Consider the following 16,799-nt stretch of genomic DNA (forward strand, 5'->3'; position numbering starts at 1 on the left):
GCGCGGCGTCGCCGAATCTCCGACTGTCCAGGCACAGCTTTCGCCCGCTTCGAGGGAGTGGAGCGAGAATCCGCCCCGCATCCGGCACTCGCCAGCATTTCCGACGCACTGATCGGACAGCGAGACCGCCGGCTGCCGATCCGTGGCCCTCCGGCCGCGGATGCGCTTGGGCAGACAGGGAGCAGTATGAACAGATATCCGTCCGGCGCGCCGGACCCGGCCGCGCGGCCGTCTTCCGAAGCGACCGCGTCTGTCACACGGCCATGGACCTTCGGCTTCGCCTCGAACCCGGCGCCTTCGCGGCGCCGCACCCGTCACTTCCGGGTCGACGTGGGCACCATCGTGAGCGTGGTCGCGCTCACGCAATCGCTGCTGCTGGTCTCGCTCGGCTACTGGGGTTCGCAGCGGCTGGTCTCGCGCATCGGGGTGTCGGCCCACAAGTCGAACCACGACCGCACCGAGGACAAGGTGAACGCCTTCCTCTCGAAGGCCGAGTCGGTGGTCGGCGCGGTCGCCGGCACACCGAGCCTGCGGCCCGCGGGCGAACAGGGCGAATGGACGGCCGAGATGCTCTGGACCATGCTGCAGCAGTCGCCCGAGCTCGACAGCCTCTACGTCGCGAACGACGAGGGCCAGATGCTGATGGCGCTGCGCTATCCCGCGCCGGCGATCCGCCACATCGCGCCCGAGCGCGGCATCACCACCGAGACCTGGCAGTACAAGCGCCCGCTCGAGGTCGATGCCGAGCCGCAGCAGCGCTACCAGACGATCCGCCTCGAGGCCTTCCAGAGCGACTACGACCCGCGCACGCGCAGCTGGTACATCGGGGCCCGCGCGGCCAAGGGACCGGTGTGGACGCAGCCCTATGTCTTCGCGGCCGCGCAGGAACTCGGCGTGACCTACGCGCTGCCGAGCCGGCGCCGCTACGCCGACGGCAATCCGCAGGCGCTGGTGGTGGCCGGCGACGTGTCGCTGGGCCGGCTCTCGGACTTCGTGCGCCAGTTCAGCAGCAGCGGCTTCGGCGGCAGCGCGCTGCTGTCGGCCGACCACCGCGTGCTCGCGCGCAGCGACATGCCGGGCGTGCGGCACCAGCTCGAGGCGCCCACGGGCGTGCTCGGCGAACTGCACCAGCACATGGTGGACGACGGCACCGCGGGCCACGCGGCCGACACCGCCTTCTCGTTCCGCCACGAAGGGCGGCGCTACCTGGCGCAGACCTCGCGCATCGAGATCACCGGCTGGGAACTGGTGAGCTGGGTGCCCGAGGACGCGCTGCTCGGCGACCTGCGCCGTGCGGTGCTGTGGTCGATGCTGCTGGTGCTGGGCTTCCTCGCGGTGGCACTCGCAATCTCGCTGCGGCTGTCGAAGCTGGTGACGGCGCCGGTCGAGAACCTGTCACGCATCGCACGCCGCATCGGCATGCTCGAGCTCGACAGCCTGCCGCGCGAGCCGAGCCGTGTTCTCGAAATCCAGCATCTCGACCAGGCGCTCGACGAGTCGGCGCGCAGCCTCAAGGCCTTCAGCAAGTTCGTGCCGGTGGACGTGATCAACCAGCTCATCGCGCAGGGCCATGCGCTCGCGCCCAACGGCTCGCCGCGCCGCGTGACGGTGATGTTCACCGACGTGGAGGGCTTCACGAGCATCTCCGAGTCGATGCCGCCGGCCGTGCTGGTGGGCCAGCTCACCGACTACTTCAACCTCGCGGCGCGCGTGTTCGCGCGCCATGGCGGCGTGATCGACAAGTTCATCGGCGACGGGATCATGGTGCTGTGGGGCGCGCCCGCCGACCTGCCCGATGCCGAGTACAAGGCCTGCCTCGCGGCGCTCGAGCTGCAGGCCGAGATGCGCGCGCTCAACCGCCAGTGGCACAGCCAGGCGCTGCCCGAGTTCCGCACCCGCGTGGGCATCCACACCGGCATGGTGATCGCGGGCGTGCTGGGCTCGAACGACCGGCTGTCGTACACGGCCTTCGGCGACGTGATCAACGTGGCGAGCCGCATCGAGGGCATCAACAAGCAGCTCGGCACCCAGCTGCTGGTGTCGGAAGTGACCCATGCCGGGATCAAGGGCCGGCTCGCGACGCGCCGCGTCGAGGAGCAGGTGGAGCTGCGCGGCCGGCAGACGAAGATGGTGCTCTACGAGCTGCTGGCTTGACGAGGTGTGAATCAACCTGCTACGCCCCCCGATCTCGCACCTGCGGTCCTCACCGTACAAGGTACGGCTCCGGTCCTCGGCGCGACCTCGGGGCGCTCGCTACGGTTTCTTCACACCTCGCGAGGCTCAGCGCGGCGGCGGCGCGGGCGTCACGCGCACCAGCACCAGGTCCGCGCGCGTGCCCTGGCCCTGCGTGAGCACGCTGTACTGCGTGTCGTTGATGAACAGCAGCTGCTCGCCGCGCACGATGCGCGCCGCCACGGCGTAGCGCATGCGCGGATCGATGCGCGCCGCGTCGACCTGCAGCGTGTAGGCGAACGGCGGCTGGCGGCCGTCGGCGCGGATGCGCTGCTCGGCCAGCACGACCGAGGGCGCGTCCATGCGCGAGACGTCGAGCAGCTGCACGCGCACCTCGGCGGCGGGATCGAGCGCGATGCGCTCGCGGTAGCTCACGGTGCCGCTCACGACGAGCGGCGCGGCCGAGGCCGAAGGCGCCGACGGCGAGGAGGCCGCGCAGGCACTCAGGAGCGCGGCGCCGGCCACGCCGGTGGCGATCGCGAGAAGGAATACGTTGCGTCTGGAAAGCATCGCGCCATCATACGGACGCGCGCTGCGCCGCGAAGGCCACGTACCAGTCGAGGCTGCCGGGATTGGCCATCGCCTCGCGGTTCACCACCTTCTCGATCGGCTGGCCCAGCAGCAGCTTCTTGATCGGCAGCTCCTGCTTCTTGCCCGAGAGCGTGCGCGGGATCTCGGCCACCTGGAAGATGTCGTTGGGCACGAAGCGCGGCGACAGCGAGGTCTTGATCGCATGGTTGAGCCGCGCGCGCACCGCATCGTCGAGCGCGACGCCGGGGCGCAGCACCACGAACAGCGGCATGTAGCTCTCGCGGCCCAGGTACTCGAGGTCGACCACCATCGAGTCGAGCACCTCGGGCAGGCCCTCGACCGCGCTGTAGATCTCGCTGGTGCCCATGCGCAGGCCCTGGCGGTTGATGGTGGCGTCGCTGCGGCCGTAGATGATGCAGCCGCCGTCGTTGCCGATCCGGATCCAGTCGCCGTGGCGCCAGACGCCGGGGTAGGTGTCGAAGTAGCTCGAGACGTAGCGCGCGTTGCCCTCGTCGCCCCAGAAGTAGAGCGGCATCGACGGGATGGGCTGGGTGCAGACCAGCTCGCCGACCTCGCCGATCACCGGCTGGCCCTGCTCGTTCCAGGCCTCGACCGCATGGCCGAGCTCGCGGCACTGCATCTGGCCCGGCACCTCGGGCAGCTCACGGTGGCCGCCGACGAAGGCGCCGCAGAAATCGGTGCCGCCCGAGATGTTGCACCACCACACGTCCTTCGAGCCCGCATCGAGGATCTGCTGCGTGCCCCAGCGCTGCACCTCCTCGGGCAGCGGCGAGCCGGTGCTGCCGAGCGCGCGCACGCGCGAGAGGTCGCCGCAGTCCTTCGCGACCAGCCCGGCCTTCATGCAGTTGCTGAAGTAGGCCGCGCCCGCGCCGAAGAAAGTGACCTCGTGGCGCGCGACGAAGCGCCACAGCACGCCCCAGTCGGGCTTCTCCTTGCTGCCGGCCGGGTTGCCGTCGTAGATGCAGATGGTGGCGCCGAAGGCCATGCCCGAGAGCTGCGAGTTCCACATCACCCAGCCGGTGGAGCTGTACCAGTGGTAGCGCTCGCCGAAGTTGTTGGCGCCGTAGCTCGCGCCCACGTCGTTGTGCAGGCCGCAGGCATGCATGGTGAGGATGATGCCGCCCTGGCCGTGCACGATGGGCTTGGGCAGGCCGGTGGTGCCGCTCGAGTAGACGATCCAGATCGGATGGTCGAAGGGCAGCGATTCGGGTTCGAAGGCCGCGACCTCGGCGTCGTCGCGCGCGGTGGCCCGGGCCCAGTCGACGTCGTGCGCCACCTGGCCCGCGGCGTGGGGCGAGGGCACGAGCAGCAGCCGCCGCACGCTCGGCAGCTGGTCGCGCAGTTCCTGCAGCACGGCGCTGCGGTCGAGCGGCTTGCCGCCGTAGTGCACGCCGTCGACCGCGATCAGCAAGGCGGGCTCGATCTGGCGGAAGCGGTCGGCCACGGCGGCCGTGCCCATGTCGGGCGCGCACACGCTCCAGATCGCGCCGATGCTCGAGCAGGCGAGAAAGGCCACCATGGTCTCGGGCACGTTGGGCATGTAGGCCGCGACGCGGTCGCCGCGCTTCACGCCGAGCGACTTCAGCGTGAGCGCGACCGACGCGACCTGGCGCCGCAGCTCGGGCCACGACAGCTCGCGCACCTCGCCGCGTTCGTTGTCGCTGACGATGGCGGGCATGCCGGCCGCATGGGCCGCGTCGACGTGGCGCAACACCTCGCGCGCATAGTTGACCTGGGCCCCGGGGAACCAGCGCGCACCCGGCATGCGCGACTCGGCGAGCACGGCCGTGTGCGGCGTGGGCGACTCGATGCGGGCGTAGTCCCAGATGCTCTGCCAGAAGGCATCGAGCTCGGTGACGGACCAGCGCCACAGGGCGTCGTAGTTGTCGAAAGCGAGGCCGCGCGTCTCGCGCAGCCAGTCTTGATAGAGGCGGATCTGGGGGATGTTGGGAGCGGGCATGGAGCGAGCGTAGCGCCGTGACGGAGTGCGCTCAAGAGGGGTTGACCTCAGGGTTTGTACGCGTGTTCAACATTTTTGTACAAGTGTTCAATACGCCTCCATGAGCACCCGCACACCCACCGCCAAGCGCCGCGCCGCGCGCCCGAGCGCATCGTCCGCCGCCGCTGTCGCCATCGAGACGGCACGGCCCGACCGCAGGCAGGCGATCCTGCTGGCGGCCGAGAAGCTGTTCGCGCAGCACGGCTACCACGCGGTGACGATCCGCCAGATCGCCGAGGAGGCCGGCGTGCCGCTGGCGCTGGTGGGCTACTACCACGGCCAGAAGCACGAGCTGTTCCACGCCATCTTCGAGCACTGGGCCCCCTCGATCGAGGCGCGCCTCGCGGGGCTGGCGGCGGTGAACCTCGACCCCGACGACGCGCGCACGCTGCCGCGCATCATCGAGGCCTTCACCACGCCGGTGCTGGCGCTGCGCGCGAGCCCCGAGGGCGAGTACTACGCGCTGCTGGTGGCGCGCGAACTCGCCAACACCACCGAAGAGGCCGACCGCGTGCTGCGCGCCTACTTCGATCCGCTGGCCGAGGCCTTCATCGATGCGCTGCACGTCGTGCTGCCGCATGCCACGCGCGGCGAGGTCGCCTGGGGCTACCAGTTCGCGCTCGGCGCGCTCATGAATCACCTGAACAGCAGCCGCATCGCGCGCCTGTCGCGCGGCGAGAACACGCCCGGCGATCCGGCCATGGCGCCGATGCTCGTGAACTTCATCGTCGGCGGCCTGCGCCATGCGCTGCCGCGGCCGAAGAGCGCCAAGTCACCCCAGAAGAAAGCACCCCTCAGGAGAGAAAAACCATGATGAAGAGACGCACCCTGCTGTCGGCATTGGCCGCGGCATCGGCGGCCGCCGCATTGCCCGCGCGCGCTCAGCCCCTGACGAAGATCGTGTTCGGCTACACGGCCGTGACCGACTTCGCCTCGGTGTTCGTGGCAGCCGACGAAGGCTATTTCAAGAAGCGCAGCCTCGAGGTCGAGCTCAAGTTCATCCCGCTCAACTCCACCATTCCCGCGGCGCTGCAGTCCGACTCGCTGCAGCTCGGCGGCCCCACGCCCTCGGTGTTCCTGCAGGCGGTCGACGGCGGCCTCGACCTGGTGGTGGTGGCCGGCGGCGGCCTCACCTCGAAGACCATCACGGGCGCGGGCCTGGTGGCGCGCGCGGGCAGCGGCATCAAGAGCGCGCAGGACTGCGTGGGCAGGAAGATCGGCGTGCCGGGCCTGGGCGCCTTCCTGCACGTGACCTTCCGCGCCTGGCTCAAGGACAGCGGCGTCGACCACCGCAAGGTCAACTTCGTCGAGGCCGCCTTCCCGCAGCATGCCGACCTGCTGCGCGGCGGCTCGGTCGATGCCGTGGTTTCGACCGATCCGTTCATGACCCGCATCACCGACAGCGGCGCGGGCTACGTGGCCTCGTACTACTCGACCTTCCTGCCCGACAACAACCTGACCATCGTGCACGCGGCCAAGCGCGAATGGGTGGCGAAGAACCCGGCAGCGGCGCGCGCCTTCCGCGAGGCGCTGGTCGAGGCCGCGGCCTTCATGCAGCAGCCGAAGAACGAAGCGAAGCTGCGCGCCTCGATCGGCAAGTACACCCGGCTGCCGGCCGACGTGCTCGCGAAGATCCAGATCTCGCCGCCGGGCCCGGTGGCGAGCGAGAAGCAGCTCGCCTACTGGACCGGCCTGATGAAGGAGCAGGGCATGCTGCGCTCGGACATCGACGTCGCGAAGCTGGTGGCCAAATGATCGCGACGCCCGTTCCCAACCTGGCGCGCAGCGCGCTGTCGTCGGGCGCCGCGCTGCCGGGCAGCGGCCCCGCGCGGCACGCCGCGCCCTTCCTGCGCTTCGACGGCGTGACCATCCGCCTCGGCGGCCGCGAGATCCTCTCGCCCACCTCCTTCGACGTGGCGCGCGGCGAGTTCGTCTGCATCGTCGGCCCCAGCGGCTGCGGCAAGACCACGCTGCTGCGCGCGGCCAGCGGGCTGGTCACCGCAAGCGCGGGCGAGGTGCGGCGCAACGGCGTGAAGATGCTCGAGCCCTCGCGCGAAGTGGCTTTCGTGTTCCAGGACTACGGCCGCGCGCTGCTGCCCTGGCGCACGGTCGAGGGCAACGTGAGCCTCGCGCTCGAGGCCGGCGGCGTGCCCGTGGCCGAGCGCGCGCCGCGCATCGCCGACGTGCTCGCCAAGGTCGGGCTCGCGAAGCACGCCCACAAGTTTCCGGTGCAGCTCTCGGGCGGCATGCAGCAGCGCGCGCAGATCGCGCGCTGCCTCGCGCAGAAGCCCGAGCTGATGATGATGGACGAGCCCTTCGGCGCGCTCGACGCATTGACGCGGCAGAGCCTGCAGGACGAGCTCGCGCGGCTGGTGCGCGAGGACGGCCTCACGGTGCTGTTCGTCACGCACGACCTCGAGGAGGCGATCTACCTCGGCGACCGCGTGATCGCGCTGCAGGCCAACCCCGGTCCCGGGCGGCCCAGCCTCGCGCGCATGATCGACGTGAAGATCCCGCGCCCGCGCGATCAGCTCACGACCAAGGAGCATCCCGACTACCTGCGGCTGCGGCGCGAGCTGTTCGCCTTCATCGAGCACGGCCATGACTGAGAACCGGCTCGTGCGCGGGCTGCGGCCCTGGGTCTTTCCGGCGCTGCTGATCGGCGCCTTCGAGTGGTATGCGCGCCGCGCGGCCGCCTTGGGCAGCGATGCGCTGGCGCCGCCGAGCGCCGCGGCCAGGGCCTTCGCCGGCGCCGCGCTCGACGGCTCGCTGTGGCAGGCCACCGGCTTCACGCTCGGCACCGCCGCGCTGGGCCTGCTGCTGGGCGCGGTGCTCGGCATCGCGCTGGGGCTGGTGCTCGGGCTGTCGCGCCGCGCGGCGCGGCTCGGCTCCGTCACCATCGAGGTGCTGCGCCCCGTGCCCTCGGTCGCGCTGATCCCGCTCGCGATGCTGGGCTTCGGCTTCGGCGTGCGCATGGAACTCGCGATCGTCGCCTTCGCCACCTTCTGGCCGCTGCTGGTGCTGGTGCAGGCGGCGGTGCAGCAGGTCGAGCCGCGGCTGCTCGAGGTCAGCCGCGTGCTGGGCCTGTCGGCGCGCGAGCGCGCCTTCAAGATCGTGCTGCCGGCCATCGTGCCGCGCCTGTTCGTCGCGCTGCGGCTCGGCGTGGCGGTGGCGCTGGTGGTGGCCGTGACGGTGGAGATCGCGGCCAATCCCAACGGCATGGGCTACGCGATGATGATCGCGCAGCAGAGCTTCGACCCCGCGCTGATGCTCGCCTGGCTGGGCTGGATCGGCGTGGTGGGCTTCGCGATCAACGCGGCCATGCTGCGGCTGCAGCGCGGCGTGTCGCGCCGCATGGGAGTCGTGTCATGAACGGCCACGCCGAACGCAAGGGCCTGGAGCAATTCGGCGCGCTGGGCGTGCTGCTGGCACTGATCGCGCTGTGGTGGGTCGCGAGCAACGCGGGCTGGGTCAGCCGCGTGTTCCTGCCGACGCCGCAAGCCACCTTCGCGAGCCTGCGCGAAGGGCTGAACCTGTCGGGCGAAGGCGGCGGCGAGCTGCTCGCGTTCACCGGCGCCACGGTGGGCCGCATGGCCCAGGGCTGGCTGCTCGCCTCGCTGGCCGGCGTGCTGCTGGGCGCGGCCATCGGCGTCTCGCCCGCGGTGCGTGCCTGGGTCCAGCCCACGCTGGAGTTCGTGCGCCCGCTGCCGGCCTCGGCGCTGCTGCCGCTGGCGATCTCGATCTTCGGGCTCAACCCCGGCATGGTGCTGTTCGTGGTCGCCTTCGGCGCGATGTGGCCGGTGCTGCTGGCCACGGTGCACGGCTTCGCGGCCGTGGAGCCGCGCCTGGCCGAGGTGGCGCGCTGCCTGCAGATGTCGCGCGCGGCCTATGTCTGGAAGATGGGCCTGCCCAATGCGATGCCCGACATCCTGGCCGGCATGCGGCTCGCGCTGACCATCGCGCTGATCGTCGCAGTGGTGGGCGAAATGATCGCTTCGCAAAGCGGCCTGGGCCAGGCCATCCTGCTGGCCGCGCGCGCCTTCCGCGCCAGCGAGCTGTTCGCCGGCATCGTGCTGCTCGGGCTCATCGGCTTCGCGAGCAATGCGCTGCTGGCCCTGGCCGAACGGCGCCTGCTGCGCTGGCAGCAGCCCTGATTTCCGTTTCCTTCTCTTCCCTCCGCTCGAACGAACACCCCACAAGGAGTCCACCCATGCCACGCAAACTGGTCGACCTCTCGATCTTCCTGGAGAACGACGTGCTCTCCGACCCGCCGGCCTTCGGCCCGAAGATCCAGTACTTCACGCACGAGAACACCTACGAACAGATCGAGCCCTTCTTCCCCGGACTCAAGAAGGAAGACCTGCCCGACGGCGAAGGCTGGGCGGTCGAGCTGGTGCACCTGTCCACGCACAACGGCACCCACCTCGACGCGCCCTACCACTTCCACTCGACCATGGACAAGGCGCTGGGCGAGAAGAAGCCCGCGATCGCGATCCACGACGTGCCGCTCGACTGGTGCTTCCAGCCCGGCGTGAAGCTCGACTTCCGCCATTTCGCCGACGGCTACGTGGTGCGCGCGGCCGATGTCGAGGCCGAGCTCAAGCGCATCGGCCACACGCTCAAGCCGCTCGAGATCGTGGTGATCAACACGCGCGCCGGCTCGCGCTACGGCAACCCCGACTACGTCTCGGCCGGCGCCGGCATGGGCTACGAGGCGACGATGTACCTGCTCGAGCGCGGCGTGCGCCTCACCGGCACCGATGCCTGGAGCTGGGACGCGCCCTTCGTCCACACCGCGAAGAAGTACGGCGAGACGCACGACGCCTCGCTGATCTGGGAAGGCCACAAGGCCGGCCGCGACATCGGCTACTGCCACATCGAGAAGCTGCACAACCTCGAGGTGCTGCCGCCCACGGGCTTCTTCATCAGCTGCTTCCCGCACAAGATCCGCGGCGCCTCGGCCGGCTGGACGCGCGCGGTCGCGATCTTCGACGATGCATTGATGGCCTCGGTCTAAGGAATCCTCTTTCATGCACACGCTCAACCACACGCACGACGTCCACGCCCGAAGCTGGGTCGAATCGGCCAACCCCACGGCCACCCACAGCAGCGACTTCCCGATCCAGAACCTGCCGCATGCGGTGTTCCGCCGCGCCGGCGGCAGCGAAGCCTTTCGCGGCGGCGTCGCGATCGGCGACCAAGTGCTCGACCTGGCCGCGCTGGTGCAGGCGCAGCAACTCGACGGCCTCGCGCTCGAAGCGGCCACGGCCGCCGCGCAGCCCGCGCTCAACGACTTCTTCGCGCTCGGCTCCGCGGCCTGGCAGGCGCTGCGCCATGCGCTGTTCGCGCTGCTGAAGAACGATGCGCCGGTGGCGGCGGTGCAGGCCGTGCGCGCCTGCCTGGTGCCGCAGGCCGAGGCCGAGTACGCGATCCCGGCGCGCATCGGCGACTACACCGACTTCTACACCTCGATCGACCATGCGCTCAACATCACGCGCCTGCTGAACCCCGGCGGCGACGTGACCTCGAACTTCCGCTGGATCCCGATCGCCTACCACGGGCGCGTGTCGACCATCGGCGTGAGCGGCCAGCAGTTCCGCCGCCCCATGGGCCAGGCGATGGCGCCGGGCGCGAAGGCGCCCACCTACCAGGCCTGCGCGCGGCTCGACTACGAGCTCGAGCTCGGCGTCTGGATCGGCACCGGCAATGCGCACGGCGAGGCCATCGCACTCGAGGACGCGGAGCAACACATCTTCGGCATCTGCCTGCTCAACGACTGGTCGGCGCGCGACATCCAGTTCTGGGAGATGGCGCCGCTCGGCCCCTTCCTCGCGAAGAACTTCGCGACCACGATCTCGCCCTGGATCGTGACCATGGAAGCGCTCGCGCCCTACCGCCAGCCCTGGACGCGCGCGGCCGCCGATCCGCAGCCGCTGGCCTACCTCGAGGATGCGGCCAACCGCGAGGCCGGCGCGATCGACATCCGGCTCGAGGTCTGGCTCGAGAGCGAGAAGGCGCGCGCCGAGAAGCGCGGCCCGTCGCGCCTGTCGTCCACCAGCTTTCGCCACCAGTACTGGAGCGTGGCGCAGATGGTGGCGCACCACACGGTGGGCGGCTGCCAGCTCAACCCCGGCGACCTGTTCGGCAGCGGCACCATCTCGGGCCCCGGCGAGGGCGAGGCCGGCGCCATCATCGAACTCGCGCGCGGCGGCCAGACGCCCGTGCCGCTGGGCGACAGCGGCGAGCAGCGCAGCTTCATCGAGGACGGCGATGCCGTGCTGCTGCGCGGCTGGTGCGAGAAGCCCGGCCATGCGCGCATCGGCTTCGGCGAGAGCCGCGGCACGGTGCTGCCGGCGCGCGGCTGAAGCGGAGCGCGGTCCATGGACTTGCCGCGAAGGAGCGATCGCGCCGAGGCGATCCAGGTGTCGATCTGGCAAGCCATTTCGCAAGCGGGTGCGGCACCGCCCCCAGCCACCCGCGTGCGCCCGGCGGCTCGCCCCGGGCTGGCTGCTCCCGCCCCGCCAGATCGGCGCCTGGCGCGGGCGCCGGCCGAAACCTCGAAGCTTCTTCTGCCCTCAGTTGCCGAAGATCAGTGAGCGGTGCAGCGAGGCCCCGGCCCGCACGCCATCGGCCGAGGCCAGCGTGGCGTTCTGCATCGCGAGCGCCGCATCGCCGGCCGCGAACACGCCGGGCACCGAGCTCGTCTTCATCATCGGATCGGTGTGCACCACCAGGCCCAGCGGTCCCTCGTCGAAGGCGCAACCGAGTTGCGCGGCCAGCGTGCTGCCCTGGCGCTGGGCCGGCGCCACGAACAGCGCGTCGAGCGGCAGCCGGCGCCCGTCGTCGAAGCGCACCGCCTCGAGCGCGTTCGCGGGGCCTTCGAGCGCGACCACGCGGCCCGGGTCGAGCGTGATGCCGCGCGCATCGAGCTGCGCGCGCGTCTTGGCGTCGAGCGGCGGCATGCCATGCGTGAACAGCGTCAGCGGCCCCCAGTCGGCCACCAGCATCGCCTGGTGCACCGACAGCTCGCCGCTGCCCAGCACGCCGAGGCGGCGGTCGATGAACTCGTAGCCATGGCAGTAGGGACAGTGCAGCACGCTGGAACCCCAGCGCGGCGCGAGGCCCTCGATGCCCTCGGGCAGCAGGTCGTGCATGCCCGTGGCCAACAGCAGCCGGCGCGTCACCAGGGTCTGGCCCGAAGCCAGCGTGACGGCGAAGCGGGTGTCGCCCTCTTCGGCCGGCAGCACGCACGCCGTCTCTGCCGCGTCCGCGACGAAATCCACCGAGGGATAGGCCAGCAGTTGCGCGCGCGCCTGGTCGCGCAGTGCCAGTGGCGCCGCGCCGTCGTGGCCGAAGAAGCCGTGCGAGGCCTCGGCGAAGCGGTTGCGCGGCTGGCCCGCGTCGACCACGCAGATGCGCCGGCGTGCGCGCGCGAGCTGCATCGCGGCCGAGAGGCCCGCGAAGCTGCCGCCGACGATCAATGCGTCGTAGGGGAGGGAAGAACTCGTGGAATCAGGCATGGGCAATGTCCTTGGCAGTGAAGCCGCCTTCGTGCATGCGGCGGTGGAAATCCTTCGAGAGATCGGCCAGCGTGATGCGGCCCAGGCGCGCGAGCAGCAGCGCCTCGGCCTCGCGGCAGGCGCCGTCGAGGGCGGTGTTGACCGCCTGCTCGACGATGCAGCCCGGGCTCTCGGTGCGGTTGCCGAAGGCCAGCAGCGCGGGCGCGCCCACGGCCGCGTGGATGTCGGCCAGCGTCACCTTCGACAGCGGGCACGACAGCACCCAGCCACCGCCATGGCCCTTGGCCGAGCTCACGAAGCCGGCCTGCCGCAGCCCGGCCATGAGGCGGCGCACCACCACCGGGTTGGTGTGCATCGCCTGCGCGAGCGATTCGGAGGTCGCGGGTTCGTCCATCTCGGCCATGTGCAGCAGCACGTGCAGGATGGCGGAAAGCTTGCTGTCTCGTTTCATGCAACATTATGAGTTGCTTGAAATGGAAAGCGTGGCGAGGCCGGGTCAATGCCCCTTCGGAAAAAGCGGTTGCGGCTCAGGACACCGGATGCCAGGCGAGCGCCGCGGCATAGCCCGCGGGCGCATCGAGCCGGATCGCACGCACCGCCTGCCAGGCCGGCACGCGCATGACGATGTCGATCGCCGCGCCGGTGCCGGCCGCGATGTCGAGCGACTGCAGGTGCTCGGTGATGCCGACGCCGATCGCCTTGAGCACCGCCTCCTTGCCGGTCCAGCGCAGGTAGAAGGCCGCGAGCCGGTCGTCGGCCACGCGCAGCGCGGCGCGCTCGGTGGGCGTGAACACGAGTTCGCCCAGGGCCTCGATGTCGATGTCCTCGCTGCGGTGCTCGATGTCCACGCCGACCTCGAGCCCCACGGCGGGGTCGGCCAGCGCGATCAGCGCCTGCGTGCCCGAATGCGCGACGTTGAAGCGCGGCGCCTCACGCACGAAGGGCTTGCCCTGCGGGCCCGCCTCGAAGCGCAGCCCGAGCGGATCGCGGCCCATGCGCTCGGCCAGCAGGCCACGCAGCGCCGAACGCGCGGCGGCGAAGCGCACGCGATCGGCGCGCTGCACGAAGCGCTGCAGGCGCGCGTCCTCGTCGCTCGAGAGCGCGGCGCGCAGCGCGGTGGGTTCGGTGGCCAGGTCCAGTTCGAGACGAAACAGCTCGATGCCGGCCGGCAGGGCGGCATCGGCCAGGGGAAGGATGCGCATGCGGCATTGTCTTGCACGCGCTGCTATCGTCCGGCCCGCGGCGACTGCGCCTTCATCGCCGCGCCCGCATGCCTCTTTCCGATCCCGCCCCTCTGCTGCTCGATGCCGCCCTGCGCGGCGTGCTGACCGCCCTGCTGCTCCTGCTGGCGCTGGTGCTCGGCCGCGACCGGCCGCGGCTGCCGGCGGCGCGCGTCGGGGTGGCCCTGGCGCTGGGCCTCGCGCTGCAGGTGGCGGGCTCGACGCCGTCCTTCGAGGCCTGGGCGTCGCGGCTGTGGCAGGCACCGCTGGTGGCGGTGGCGGCGGGCAATGCGGTGCTGTTCTGGGTGTTCGCGCGGGCCCTGTTCGACGACGACTTCGCGCCGCGGCCGCTGCATGCCGTGGCCTGGGCCGCGGTGGCGCTGCTCGCGGGCGCCAACTGCGCCGTGCTGGTCGGAAGCGGCCTGGCGATCGCGCCGCTGACGCTGGGCCTGCAGCGCGCGGCGCCGCTGGTGTTCGCGCTGCTGGCCATGGCCGCGGCGGCCTCGCGCTGGCGTGCCGACCTGGTGGAGCGGCGGCGCCGGCTGCGCGCCTTCATCGTGGGGGCCGGCGCGCTCTACAGCATCGCGATGATCGGCGCGCGCTGGCAGTCGCCGCGCTGGCAGCTCAGCGGAACGATGGCGACGCTGGACGTCGCGCTGCTGCTGGCCATCGTGGCGGTGGTCGCCTGGCGGATGGTGCGGCTGGCGGGGTCGGACCTGTTCCCGGCCGCGACGCCCGTGCCGGCACTGCCTGCGATGGAACCCGCGGCGGTCCTCGTTCCGGAGACCGGCGCCGAACCGGCCACGCCGTCCGAGGCCGTGCCCCGGTCCAAGGCCGGTGTCGAGCGCACCGAATCCGCGCCGGCCGATCCGGCCCCGGCGGCATCGCCCGAGCCCACGCCGGAGGTCGACCCGGCCGAGGACCGCCTCGCCGACGCCCTGCACCGCCTCATGACCGCCGAACGCGGCTACCGCGACGAGGACCTGGGCATCGCCCAGCTCGCCGCGCGGCTCGCGGTGCCCGAGTACCGGCTGCGCCGGCTCATCAACCAGCGACTCGGCCACCGCAACTTCAACGCCTACATCAACGGCTTCCGCCTGCAGGAAGCGCTGGCGGCGCTGGCCGATCCGGCGAAACGCGAGCGGCCGGTGCTGAGCATCGCGCTCGAGGCCGGCTTCCAGTCGATCGGCCCGTTCAACCGCGCCTTCAAGGCCGCCACCGGGCTCACGCCGACCGAATTCCGGCGGCAGAAGCTGGCCGATTCCTGAAATCGCCGGGCCCGAAGCCGCCCTCGCGGTTTTCGGCGAGACGCGGCCCGGGCGGCGCCGGCATCGTGCCGGCTTCGTTCCATCATCAGGAGTTTTCTTGCTTCACCGTTACTCATTGCTCGGCCGAATCGCCGGCATGCTGGCGCTCTTCGCCTTCCTCACCGGCCTGGCCCAGGCCGCCACGCTCGGCTTTGACCAGCTTCCCGCCACCCCCACCGATGGCCCCATCACGCTGTTCTATCCCGCCGAGTCGCCGCCGCAGCGCGTGCAGCGCGGCCCCTTCGCCTTCGACGCCGCCCCCGGCGCGACACCCGTGCGCGGCAACGACCGGCTGGTCGTGGTGTCGCACGGCTCGGGCGGGGCGCCGTGGGTGCACGTGGATCAGGCGCGCAGCCTGGTCGCGGCCGGCTTCGTGGTCGCGATGCCCGAGCACCGCGCCGACAACGCGCGCGACGGCAGCGACCCCGGCCCCGACAGCTGGACGCAGCGGCCGGCCGAGGTCTCGCGCGCGATCGACGCCGTGGGCCGCGATCCGCGCTTCGCCCCGCTGCTGCGGCTCGACCGCGTCGGCCTCTACGGCATCTCGGCCGGCGGGCACACGGCGCTGAGCCTCGCGGGCGGGCGCTGGTCGCCGGCGGCGTTCGCGCGCCATTGCGACACCCACCTGGACGAGGATTTCCAGTTCTGCGTCGGGCTGATCACGCGGCTCACGGGCGGCCCGCTCGACGGCCTCAAGCGCTGGGGTGCGCGCACCGTGATCCGCCACCGCTTCGCGGCCGACACGCGGATGCGCGAGGACCACGACCCGCGCATCGCGGTCGCGGTGGCCGGCGTGCCGGGGGCGGCCGATTTCGACCTGGACTCGCTGGTGACGCCGCGCATCCCGCTGGCGCTGATCGGTGCCCGGCAGGACCGCTGGCTGATCCCGCGCTTTCATGGCGATGCCGTGCTGGCCGCCTGCCGGCCGCGCTGCGAACTGCTGGCCGACCTGGCGCTCGGCGGCCATGGTTCACTGCTGTCGCCGCAGCCGCCGGCGCTCGATGGGCTGATCGGCGACCTGTTGAACGACCCGCCGGGCTTCGACCGGGCGGCGGTGCGCGCGGCCGAAACCGGAACAACGGCCTTCTTCAGCCGCCATCTCCTGCCTTGAAGACGTCATTCCTGCGCCGAACGGGCTAACGCACGAGCCCCCGATTCCGCCGACGGACAGCTCCCACAGCCAGGCGCGGCCCCGGCGCTCACGGCCCCCACCGCGCCCTTCCCTATGTTTCATTCCGAGCCGGCACCCTGCCGGCTCTGTGTTTTCAGCGATCCCGTATCACTCGAAAAGGAAGGAATCCCAGCCATGAAACAACAACACCATCGCATCGTCTTCGGCGCCCTGCTCGCGGGCCTGCTGGCCACCGCGGGCATTCAGGCCGGCGCACAGGTCTCGACCCCGAACGTCGGCGTCGGCGTGGGCGTGAATGCCGGGGTCGGCGCCTCGGGCGGCGGCAATGCAGGCAGCGCACAGGCTGGCGCGCGTGGCGATGCCGCGGCGCAGACGCGCGCCAATGCCGGCGGCACCGGCGTGAATGCCGGAACGAACGCCGGCGGGGGTGCTGCCGCTTCAGGCCAGGCGAACGGCCATGGCGCTAACGCTGGCGGCAACGCTGGTGCGAGCGGCAATGCCTCGGGCAACGCGAACGGCGGCGGCCTCGGCAATGCCGTGGGCGGCGTGCTCGGCGGCGCGACCGGCGCGGTGGGCAATGTCGGCAATACGGTCGGCGGCGCCACGGGGGCCGTGAACGGTGCCACCAATGCGGTGGGCGGCGTGGCGGGCACGGCCAATGGCGCGACCGGTGCGCTCGGCGGTGCGACCAATACCGTCGGCGGCGCGGTGAACGGCGTCACCGGCGCGGCCGGTTCCGCGGGCGGCGCGCTGAAGCCGATCGGCACCGGGGCCGGTGTGGCCGGTCAGGCCGGTGGCAGCGGTGGCGTGAAGCTGGGCAAGTAAGCCTGCAGGCGA

16 protein-coding genes are annotated in these 16,799 nt (G+C 71.5%); 11 read left to right on the top strand and 5 right to left on the bottom strand.

Features of this window, described 5'->3' with window-relative positions:
- The first annotated feature begins 186 nt into the window (after window positions 1-186).
- Window positions 187-2,154, top strand: a complete 1,968-nt coding sequence (locus AC07RV_RS14635) for an adenylate/guanylate cyclase domain-containing protein (RefSeq protein WP_296788586.1) — start codon at window positions 187-189, stop codon at window positions 2,152-2,154.
- A 126-nt stretch (window positions 2,155-2,280) separates the two neighbouring features.
- Here AC07RV_RS14635 and AC07RV_RS14640 read toward each other — a convergent pair whose 3' ends face one another.
- Together AC07RV_RS14640 and AC07RV_RS14645 are read right to left on the bottom strand one after the other, a co-directional pair.
- On the bottom strand, window positions 2,281-2,742 hold the full coding sequence (locus AC07RV_RS14640; protein WP_296788584.1) for a YbaY family lipoprotein: 462 nt from the start codon (window positions 2,740-2,742) through the stop codon (window positions 2,281-2,283).
- A 7-nt stretch (window positions 2,743-2,749) separates the two neighbouring features.
- Window positions 2,750-4,744 carry an acetoacetate--CoA ligase gene (locus AC07RV_RS14645; RefSeq protein WP_296788582.1) on the bottom strand — a complete coding sequence of 665 codons (1,995 nt, stop codon included), beginning with the start codon at window positions 4,742-4,744 and terminating at the stop codon, window positions 2,750-2,752.
- A gap of 100 nt (window positions 4,745-4,844) precedes the next feature.
- On the opposite strand from AC07RV_RS14645, the gene AC07RV_RS14650 reads away from it, so the two are divergent.
- Genes AC07RV_RS14650 through fahA form a run of 7 tightly spaced genes read left to right on the top strand, consistent with a single transcriptional unit; the run spans window position 4,845 to window position 11,148 of the window.
- On the top strand, window positions 4,845-5,597 hold the full coding sequence (locus AC07RV_RS14650; protein ID WP_296788579.1) for a TetR/AcrR family transcriptional regulator: 753 nt from the start codon (window positions 4,845-4,847) through the stop codon (window positions 5,595-5,597).
- A complete protein-coding gene (locus tag AC07RV_RS14655; RefSeq protein ID WP_093343760.1) occupies window positions 5,594-6,538 on the top strand; it encodes an ABC transporter substrate-binding protein in 945 nt (314 codons plus the stop codon). The genes AC07RV_RS14650 and AC07RV_RS14655 overlap by 4 nt, the downstream gene beginning before the upstream one ends.
- Entirely contained in the window at window positions 6,535-7,392 is an 858-nt protein-coding gene (locus tag AC07RV_RS14660) for an ABC transporter ATP-binding protein (RefSeq protein ID WP_093343758.1), read from the top strand. The genes AC07RV_RS14655 and AC07RV_RS14660 overlap by 4 nt, the downstream gene beginning before the upstream one ends.
- Window positions 7,385-8,155: an ABC transporter permease gene (locus AC07RV_RS14665; RefSeq protein ID WP_203203582.1), complete on the top strand. Its 771-nt coding sequence runs from the start codon at window positions 7,385-7,387 to the stop codon at window positions 8,153-8,155. The genes AC07RV_RS14660 and AC07RV_RS14665 overlap by 8 nt, the downstream gene beginning before the upstream one ends.
- Entirely contained in the window at window positions 8,152-8,937 is a 786-nt protein-coding gene (locus AC07RV_RS14670; protein ID WP_296788570.1) for an ABC transporter permease, read from the top strand. Before AC07RV_RS14665 ends, AC07RV_RS14670 begins: the two co-directional genes overlap by 4 nt.
- A 56-nt stretch (window positions 8,938-8,993) precedes the next feature.
- Window positions 8,994-9,800, top strand: a complete 807-nt coding sequence (locus AC07RV_RS14675; protein WP_093343754.1) for a cyclase family protein — start codon at window positions 8,994-8,996, stop codon at window positions 9,798-9,800.
- A gap of 13 nt (window positions 9,801-9,813) precedes the next feature.
- Window positions 9,814-11,148, top strand: coding sequence for a fumarylacetoacetase (gene fahA, locus AC07RV_RS14680; RefSeq protein WP_296788567.1), 1,335 nt, complete (start codon window positions 9,814-9,816; stop codon window positions 11,146-11,148).
- A 210-nt stretch (window positions 11,149-11,358) separates the two neighbouring features.
- Here fahA and AC07RV_RS14685 read toward each other — a convergent pair whose 3' ends face one another.
- The 3 genes from AC07RV_RS14685 to AC07RV_RS14695 form a co-directional block, all read right to left on the bottom strand.
- A complete protein-coding gene (locus AC07RV_RS14685) occupies window positions 11,359-12,303 on the bottom strand; it encodes an NAD(P)/FAD-dependent oxidoreductase (protein ID WP_296788564.1) in 945 nt (314 codons plus the stop codon).
- On the bottom strand, window positions 12,296-12,754 hold the full coding sequence (locus tag AC07RV_RS14690; RefSeq protein ID WP_093343749.1) for an Rrf2 family transcriptional regulator: 459 nt from the start codon (window positions 12,752-12,754) through the stop codon (window positions 12,296-12,298). Before AC07RV_RS14690 ends, AC07RV_RS14685 begins: the two co-directional genes overlap by 8 nt.
- A 76-nt stretch (window positions 12,755-12,830) precedes the next feature.
- Window positions 12,831-13,505: a 4'-phosphopantetheinyl transferase family protein gene (locus tag AC07RV_RS14695; RefSeq protein WP_296788561.1), complete on the bottom strand. Its 675-nt coding sequence runs from the start codon at window positions 13,503-13,505 to the stop codon at window positions 12,831-12,833.
- A 68-nt stretch (window positions 13,506-13,573) separates the two neighbouring features.
- Between AC07RV_RS14695 and AC07RV_RS14700 the strand changes: the two genes are divergently transcribed.
- The 3 genes from AC07RV_RS14700 (at window position 13,574) to AC07RV_RS14710 (ending at window position 16,787) form a co-directional block, all read left to right on the top strand.
- Window positions 13,574-14,791, top strand: coding sequence for a helix-turn-helix domain-containing protein (locus AC07RV_RS14700; RefSeq protein WP_296788558.1), 1,218 nt, complete (start codon window positions 13,574-13,576; stop codon window positions 14,789-14,791).
- A 136-nt stretch (window positions 14,792-14,927) separates the two neighbouring features.
- Window positions 14,928-15,941, top strand: a complete 1,014-nt coding sequence (locus AC07RV_RS14705) for an alpha/beta hydrolase family protein (RefSeq protein WP_296788555.1) — start codon at window positions 14,928-14,930, stop codon at window positions 15,939-15,941.
- 195 nt (window positions 15,942-16,136) lie between these two features.
- On the top strand, window positions 16,137-16,787 hold the full coding sequence (locus AC07RV_RS14710; RefSeq protein WP_296788553.1) for an adhesin: 651 nt from the start codon (window positions 16,137-16,139) through the stop codon (window positions 16,785-16,787).
- The last annotated feature ends 12 nt before the right edge of the window (window positions 16,788-16,799 follow it).

It is taken from the genome of Variovorax sp. GW821-FHT09B01 (genome assembly GCF_059418345.1).